At 62.9% G+C, this 7,978-nt stretch carries 4 protein-coding genes; all 4 read left to right on the top strand.

Annotation, left to right across the window (positions count from 1 at the left end; translation table 11 throughout):
* The first annotated feature begins 473 nt into the window (after positions 1–473).
* The 4 genes from atzF to urtA are packed head-to-tail and all read left to right on the top strand — an operon-like array spanning position 474 to position 7,883.
* Complete coding sequence (gene atzF / locus QLG07_RS02260; protein ID WP_282468374.1) at positions 474–2,273, top strand: allophanate hydrolase; 1,800 nt, start codon at positions 474–476, stop codon at positions 2,271–2,273.
* Positions 2,266–5,883: an urea carboxylase gene (uca, locus tag QLG07_RS02265; protein WP_282468375.1), complete on the top strand. Its 3,618-nt coding sequence runs from the start codon at positions 2,266–2,268 to the stop codon at positions 5,881–5,883. Before atzF ends, uca begins: the two co-directional genes overlap by 8 nt.
* Before the next feature lie 2 nt (positions 5,884–5,885).
* Complete coding sequence (locus QLG07_RS02270) at positions 5,886–6,587, top strand: GntR family transcriptional regulator (protein ID WP_048914770.1); 702 nt, start codon at positions 5,886–5,888, stop codon at positions 6,585–6,587.
* Positions 6,588–6,614: 27 nt separating this feature from the next.
* Complete coding sequence (gene urtA, locus QLG07_RS02275) at positions 6,615–7,883, top strand: urea ABC transporter substrate-binding protein (protein WP_048914769.1); 1,269 nt, start codon at positions 6,615–6,617, stop codon at positions 7,881–7,883.
* Positions 7,884–7,978 lie beyond the last annotated feature (95 nt).

Genomic DNA, 7,978 nt, shown 5'->3' on the forward strand with positions numbered 1-7,978 from the left:
CACGCTCGCATTCCTTTGTAGGGGTCGATCATCTTTTTCGATCGACCCGGCATTGCAAACACGGGGCGACCAAAAAAAGCGGTCGGCCCCTACGCCATTTTTTCGCTCGGCACGCTCGCATTCCTTTGTAGGGGTCGATCATCTTTTTCGATCGACCCGGCATTGAAAACACGGAGCGACCAAAAAAAGCGGTCGCCCCCTACGCCATTTTTTCGCTCGGCACGTTCGCATTCCATTGTAGGGGTCGATCCTCTTTTTCGATCGACCCGGCATTGAAAACACGGGGCGACACAAAAAAGCGGTCGCCCCCTGCAACGGTTCAACCCTTGCCCCAACTTTGTACAAAGCCTGCGCGCTGAGCGTGCATGCGGTCAGTCTGAATTTTAAAATATCACTTTAAATCAATATATTAAAAACTGGCACATCGTTTGCTTTGTTGAATTCCATCTTGTATACCAGACGGAATTCAACATATGGCTTTGACCACCGGGTTTACGCTCCAGCAGTGGCAGCAGCACCATCAGCAGCATCCACAGGAGGTGCTCTCCACGCTGGAGGCGCTGCTGGCCTCGCTCTCTATCGATGACAACGCCTGGCTCTACCTGGCGACGAAGGCGCAGCTGCGTGCGCAGCTGGAACCGCTGCTGGTCGCCTGGCAGCAGGATCCCGCCTCGCTGCCGCTGTTTGGCGTCCCCTTTGCGGTGAAAGACAATATTGATATTGCCGGCTGGCCGACCAGCGCCGCCTGCCCGGCATTTACCTACACCGCGGAAAGCGATGCCGTGGCAGTCGCGAATCTCAAGGCCGCAGGCGCGATTGCCATCGGCAAAACCAATCTCGATCAATACGCCACCGGGCTGGTCGGTACGCGCTCGCCGTTTGGCGCGGTGTGTAACACCTTTAATCCTGACTACGTCAGCGGCGGGTCCAGCTCTGGCTCTGCCTCCGTCACCGCGCGCGGCCTGGTGTGCTTCGCCCTTGGCACCGACACGGCCGGCTCCGGGCGCGTTCCGGCCGGGTTTAACAATATTGTTGGCCTGAAGCCCACCAAAGGCTGGCTCTCCGCCACCGGCGTGGTGCCCGCCTGCCGCCTGAATGACACCATCTCAATCTTTGCCCTGACGGTGGAAGATGCCTTCCTCGCCGCCAGCTGCGCCGGGGGTTATGACAGCCTCGACGCTTACTCGCGTGTTAACCCAGGCCTTGCCCCGGCCTCGCTGCCGGAAGCGGCGCGTTTCGCGATTCCCGCCAGTCCGGAGTTCTTCGGTGACCAACAGGCGCAGGATGCGTGGCAGGCCGCCCTGGACAAATTAATCGCTGGCGGAGCCACGCTGCATCCGATCGACTTCACCCCCTTCACTCAACTCGCCGAGCAGCTCTACTACGGCCCGTGGGTGGCAGAGCGCACCGTGGCGGTGGGCGAAATGCTGTCGCGCCCGGAAGAGATGGACCCGGTGGTGTATGGCATCGTCGCCAGCGGCAACAGCTACAGCGCGGTGGATGCCTTTAAGGCTGAGTACCTGCGGGCCGAACTGACCCGTCAGATCCAACAGACGCTGAGCCAGTTCGACGCCTTAGTGGTGCCCACCTCGCCGACCATTCACACCCTGGAAGAGATGAAGCAGGAGCCGGTGCGCTACAACTCGCAGTTCGGCACTTACACCAACTTCACCAACCTCGCCGACCTGTCAGCCCTTGCGCTGCCGGGCCCGTTCCGCGCCGACGGCCTGCCTGCGGGCATTACGCTGATCGCCCCGGCCTGGTATGACCGGGCGCTGGCGACCTTTGGCAGCCGCTGGCAGAAGCGCCAGGCCCTGAGCCTCGGCGCCACCGGCAGGCCGCTGCCGTTCGCCAACGATCTGCCTGCCTCCGCGCTGCACGTGCGCGTGGCGGTGGTCGGCGCGCACCTTAGCGGAATGCCGCTCAACCACCAGCTGACGCGCCGCGATGCGGTGCGGGTTGAAGAGACCACCACCGCCGCCAGCTACCGTCTGTACGCGCTGGCCAACACTACCCCGCCAAAGCCGGGCCTGGCACGCGATAGCGCAGGCAGCGCCATTATCGTTGAGCTGTGGGATATCCCGCTGGCGCGCTTTGGCGAGTTCGTGGCGGAGATCCCCGCCCCGCTCGGCATCGGTACGCTGGAGCTGGCCGATGGCCGCACGGTGAAAGGCTTTATCTGCGAACCTGCGGCGCTGACGCAGGCCACTGACATTACCGAATTCGGCGGCTGGCGTCGCTGGCTGAGCCGCGAGGAGAAATCTCATGTTTAGCACTGTTCTGATCGCTAACCGCGGCGAAATTGCCTGCCGCGCCATCCGCACCCTGAAGCGCCTCGGCGTGACCAGCGTGGCGGTCTACTCCGACGCCGATAAAAACGCGCAGCACGTCAAGGATGCCGACATCGCTATCGCCCTCGGCGGGGATAAAGCCAGCGACAGCTACCTGGCAATCGACAAGATCCTCACCGCCGCCAAACAGAGCGGTGCCGAAGCGATCTGGCCGGGCTACGGCTTCCTCTCCGAGAGCCTGGCCTTCGCCGCCGCCTGTGAAGCGGCCGGGATTGAATTTGTCGGCCCGACCGCGCAGCAGATTGGCGAGTTTGGCCTCAAGCACCGCGCGCGCGAGCTGGCCGCCGCCGCTGGCGTGCCGATGACGCCTGGCACCCCGCTGCTGGCCTCACTGGACGATGCCATCGCAGCCGCCACCCGTATCGGCTACCCGGTGATGCTGAAAAGCACCGCGGGCGGTGGCGGCATCGGCCTGACGCGCTGCGCGGATGAGGCCGCACTCATCAGCGCCTGGGAGAGCGTGCGCCGCCTCGGCGAACAGTTCTTCAGCGACGCGGGGGTGTTTCTGGAGCGCTGCATCGACCAGGCGCGCCACGTCGAAGTACAGATCTTCGGTGACGGTAAAGGCAAGGTTGTGGCCCTCGGCGAACGCGACTGCTCGCTGCAGCGCCGTAATCAGAAAGTGGTGGAAGAGACCCCGGCGCCGAACCTGCCTGCCGCCACCCGCGCTGCCCTGCTGGCATCCGCCGTTAAGCTCGGCGAGCTGGTCAACTATCGCAGCGCCGGGACGGTGGAATATATCTATGACGCGGCGCGCGACGAATTCTTTTTCCTCGAAGTGAACACCCGCTTACAGGTGGAGCACCCGGTCACCGAGTGCGTGACCGGGCTGGATCTGGTGGAGTGCATGCTGCATGTCGCCGCCGGGGAACAGCCGGACTGGGCGAAGATGGCCCGGATGCCGCAGGGCGCCTCGATCGAAGTGCGTATTTACGCTGAAGATCCGCTGAAAAACTTCCAGCCCAGCCCCGGCGTATTGACCGAAGTCTGCTTCCCGGAGGGGGTGCGCGTCGACAGCTGGATCAGTACCGGCACCGAAGTCTCGCCGTTCTACGATCCGATGATCGCCAAGCTGATTGTCCATGCCGACAGCCGCGCGGCGGCGCTGGAAAAAATGCAGGCGGCGCTCAGTGAAACCCGCCTGCACGGCATCGCCACCAACCTCGACTACCTGCGCCAGATCGTCGCCACCGAGGCCTTCCGCACCGGCAACGTCTGGACGCGCCTGCTCGACGGCTTCACGCCCAAAGCGCCGGTGATCGAGGTGATCCAGCCCGGCACCTGGAGCAGCATTCAGGACTATCCGGGCCGCCTCGGCTACTGGGACATCGGCGTGCCGCCGTCCGGCCCGATGGATGATTACGCTTTTCGCCTGGCCAACCGCATCGTCGGCAATGCCAAAGAGGCCGCCGGGCTGGAGTTCACTCTTCAGGGGCCAACCCTGCGTTTTCACAGCGACGCGCTGATTGCCCTGACCGGTGCCGCCTGCCCGGCAGCGCTGGACGGCGAAGAGGTGGCGTACTGGCAGCCGCTAAAGGTTAAAGCCGGGCAGACGCTGACCCTCGGCCGTGCTCAGCAGGGTTGCCGCACCTATCTGGCGGTGCGCAACGGTTTCGACGTGCCGGAATACCTCGGCAGCCGCTCGACCTTCGCCCTGGGTCAGTTTGGCGGCCACGCCGGGCGCACCCTGCGCGTCGCCGATATGCTGGCGATCTCCCAGCCTGAGCTGGCCGCCTGCACCACGCCCGCCCCGCAGACTGAACCCGCCGCGCTGGCCCCGGCGCAGCAGCCTGTGTATGGCGACGAGTGGCGCATCGGCGTGCTGTACGGCCCGCACGGCGCCCCGGACTTCTTCACCCAGCAGTCGATTGACGAGTTCTTCGCCGCCGAGTGGCAGGTGCACTACAACTCAAACCGCCTCGGGGTGCGCTTAGTCGGCCCAAAACCGGGGTGGGCACGCGCCAACGGCGGCGAAGCCGGTCTGCATCCGTCCAACGTCCACGACTGTGAATACGCCATCGGCGCGGTCAACTTTACCGGCGACTTCCCGGTGATCCTCACCCGTGACGGACCGAGCCTCGGCGGCTTCGTCTGCCCGGTGACCATCGCCAAAGCCGAGCTGTGGAAGGTTGGCCAGGTGAAACCGGGTGACCGCATCCGCTTCCATCCGATCGGTTTCGACGAGGCGCACGCGCTGGAGCAGGCGCAGGACCGCAGCGTCGACAGCCTGAGCGCCCTGCACTGCGCCCCCTTTGCCGTGCCGTCACTGGCGCAAACCGCACAGGGCTCGGCCACGGTTCTGGCGGCGATCAAAGCCACTACCAGCACGCCAACCGCGATTTATCGCCAGGCGGGCGACAACTACATCCTGCTGGAGTATGGCGACAACGTGCTGGATCTGGCGCTGCGCCTGCGCGTTCACCTGCTGATGACTGCGCTGCGCGAGTCCGGCCAGCCGGGGGTTGAGGAGCTGTCTCCGGGCGTGCGCTCGCTGCAAATTCGCTACGACAGCCAGATCCTCAGCCAGAAACAGCTGATGACCCTGCTGCTTCAGCTGGAAAAAAATCTCGGCGACGTCACGCAGATGAAAGTGCCGTCGCGCATCGTTCACCTGCCGATGGCCTTTGAGGATAGCGCCACGCTGGGCGCGGTTGAGCGCTATGCCGAAACCGTGCGCGCCAGCGCGCCGTGGCTGCCCAACAACGTTGATTTCATCCAGCGTATTAACGGCCTCAGCAGCCGTGAAGAGGTCAGCAGCACCCTTTTTGATGCCAGCTACCTGATCCTCGGCCTCGGCGACGTTTACCTCGGCGCACCGTGCGCCGTGCCGATCGACCCGCGCCACCGCCTGCTGAGCTCGAAATACAACCCGGCGCGCACCTTTACCGCCGAAGGTACCGTCGGCATCGGCGGCATGTACATGTGCATCTACGGCATGGACTCACCGGGCGGCTACCAGCTGGTCGGGTGCACGCTGCCAATCTGGAACAAGTTCCTCAAGAACGAACAGTTCGCCGCCAGCGAGCCGTGGCTGCTGCGCTTCTTCGACCAGGTCCGTTTCTACCCGGTGAGCGAAGCCGAGCTGGACGTGCTGCGCGACGACTTCCGCGAGGGGCGCGCCACCATTCGCATCGAGCCGTCGCTGTTTGATTTCGCCGAACATACGCAGTTTCTTAACGAAAATGCGCACTCTATCGCTGAATTCCGCCGCAGGCAGGCCAGCGCCTTTGAGACCGAAGTGGCGCTGTGGGCGCAGGAGGAGGAAGGCGCTCCGCTGACCAGCGAAGAGACGCTGTGCCCGGCGCCAGAGGATGACGGCGCGCTGCAGGTCAGCGCCGACATGAACGGCAATATCTGGAAAGTGCTGGTGCAGCCGGGCGATGAAGTGGCAGCCGGGCAGCCATTGATCATCGTGGAAGCGATGAAAATGGAGCTGGCGATCAACGCCCCGCAGGCCGGGCGCGTGAAGCGCATCGGCTGCCAGCCAGGCCGCCCGGTCAGCCCCGGCGATGCCCTGCTATGGCTGGAATAGTCATGGAGGCCAAACGCAGTAAAGATCGGCCGGAAGCGCTGGCCGATCGCGTTTACCAGCGGCTGAAAAACGACATCTTCGACTTTCGCCTGATGCCGGGCGACCGCTTCAGCGAAAGCGAAGTGGCGGAGCGCATGGAGGTCAGCCGCACGCCGGTGCGCCAGGCGCTGTTCCGCCTGGAGCGCGAAGGCTATGTCGAGGTGTGGTTCCGTAGCGGCTGGCAGGTGCGACAGTTCGACTTCGCCTACTTCGAAGAGCTGTATGACCTGCGCATTGTGCTGGAGTGCGAAGCGGTGAAACGCCTGTGCTGCCTGCCTGCCGCTGACTGCGCCCAGCTGCTGACCCGGCTGACCTGCTTCTGGATTGACGAAGCGCGTCTGGCAGACGGCAATGCCGTGTCGCTGCACGATGAGGCGTTCCATCTGGCGCTGGTCGCCAGCGCAGGCAACAGCGAAATGGCGCGCATTCACGCCGAACTGACGGAGAAGATCCGCATTATTCGCCGCCTCGACTTCACCCGTGCGGATCGCATTAGCGCCACCTATAACGAACACGCGCGCATTTTACGCGCGATATTGCATCAGCACAGCGAGGAGGCTCAGCGCATCCTGACCGATCACATTGCCGGTAGTCGGGCCGAGGTCAGAAAAATTACCCTCCATATGTTACAGCAGGCAAGGCTACACAATGTTTCATCCACATAATCTTTCACTACTTTTAGGGGTTCACTGATGAAGAGACGTTCGTTGATCAAGGCATTCGCGCTGTCTGCCAGCGTTGTGGCAATGGGTCTGTCGTGGAGCGTGCAGGCGGCTGACACCATCAAAGTGGGGATTATGCATTCCCTGTCCGGCACCATGGCGATTTCCGAATCGCCGCTGAAGGATGTGGCGCTGATGACCATTGATGAGATCAACGCCAAAGGCGGCGTGCTGGGGAAAAAACTGGAGCCGGTGGTGGTTGACCCGGCTTCTAACTGGCCGCTGTTTGCCGAAAAGGCGCGCCAGCTGCTGACTCAGGATAAAGCCGCCGTGGTGTTCGGCTGCTGGACCTCGGTGTCGCGCAAGTCCGTGCTGCCGGTGTTTGAGGAGCTGAACGGCCTGCTGTTCTACCCGGTGCAGTATGAAGGCGAAGAGATGTCGCCCAACGTGTTCTACACCGGCGCCGCGCCAAACCAGCAGGCGATCCCGGCGGTGGAATATCTGATGAGCGAAGATGGCGGTTCCGCTAAGCGCTTCTTCCTGCTCGGCACTGACTACGTCTACCCGCGCACCACCAACAAAATCCTGCGCGCCTTCCTGCACTCAAAAGGCGTGAAGGATAGCGACATCGAAGAGGTCTACACGCCGTTTGGATACAGCGACTACCAGACAATCGTCGCCAACATCAAGAAATTCTCGGCGGGTGGTAAAACGGCGGTGGTCTCCACCATCAACGGTGACTCCAACGTACCGTTCTATAAAGAGCTGGCTAACCAGGGCATCAAAGCCACCGATGTGCCCGTGGTCGCCTTCTCGGTAGGCGAAGAGGAGCTGCGCGGCATCGACACTAAACCGCTGGTCGGCAACCTCGCCGCTTGGAACTACTTCGAGTCGGTGGATAACCCAACCAACAAGCAGTTCGTCGCTGCCTACCGCGCTTACGCCAAGGCGCACAAGCTGCCGAACGCCGATACCGTGGTGACCAACGATCCCATGGAAGCCACCTATGTCGGCATCCATATGTGGGCGCAGGCGGTTGAGAAAGCGGGCACTACCGACGTGGATAAAGTTCGTGCGGCGATGGCCGGGCAGACCTTTGCCGCGCCGGACGGCTTCACCCTGACCATGGATCAGACCAACCACCACCTGCATAAGCCGGTGATGATTGGCGAGATCGAAGATAACGGCCAGTTCAACGTGGTCTGGCAGACCGACAAACCGGTGCGCGCCCAGCCGTGGAGCCCGTATATCGCCGGCAACGATAAAAAGCCGGATAGCCCGGTAAAAACCAGCAATTAATCCGCCGTAAAAGCGTAGGGGCATAGCATGCCCGGCCCTAAAAGCGTAGTGGCGGGGCATGCCCCGCCCTAAAAGCGTAGTGGCGGGGCATGCCC

This window comes from Erwinia sp. V90_4 (assembly GCF_029967685.1).
GTDB classification, from domain to species: Bacteria; Pseudomonadota; Gammaproteobacteria; order Enterobacterales; family Enterobacteriaceae; genus Erwinia; species Erwinia aphidicola.

Bases quoted from the DNA above. Each gene is read 5' to 3' on its own strand.
- atzF (WP_282468374.1), top strand. From the start codon at position 474: ATGGCTTTGACCACCGGGTTTACGCTCCAGCAGTGGCAGCAGCACCAT.
- uca (WP_282468375.1), top strand. From the start codon at position 2,266: ATGTTTAGCACTGTTCTGATCGCTAACCGCGGCGAAATTGCCTGCCGC.
- QLG07_RS02270 (WP_048914770.1), top strand. From the start codon at position 5,886: ATGGAGGCCAAACGCAGTAAAGATCGGCCGGAAGCGCTGGCCGATCGC.
- urtA (WP_048914769.1), top strand. From the start codon at position 6,615: ATGAAGAGACGTTCGTTGATCAAGGCATTCGCGCTGTCTGCCAGCGTT.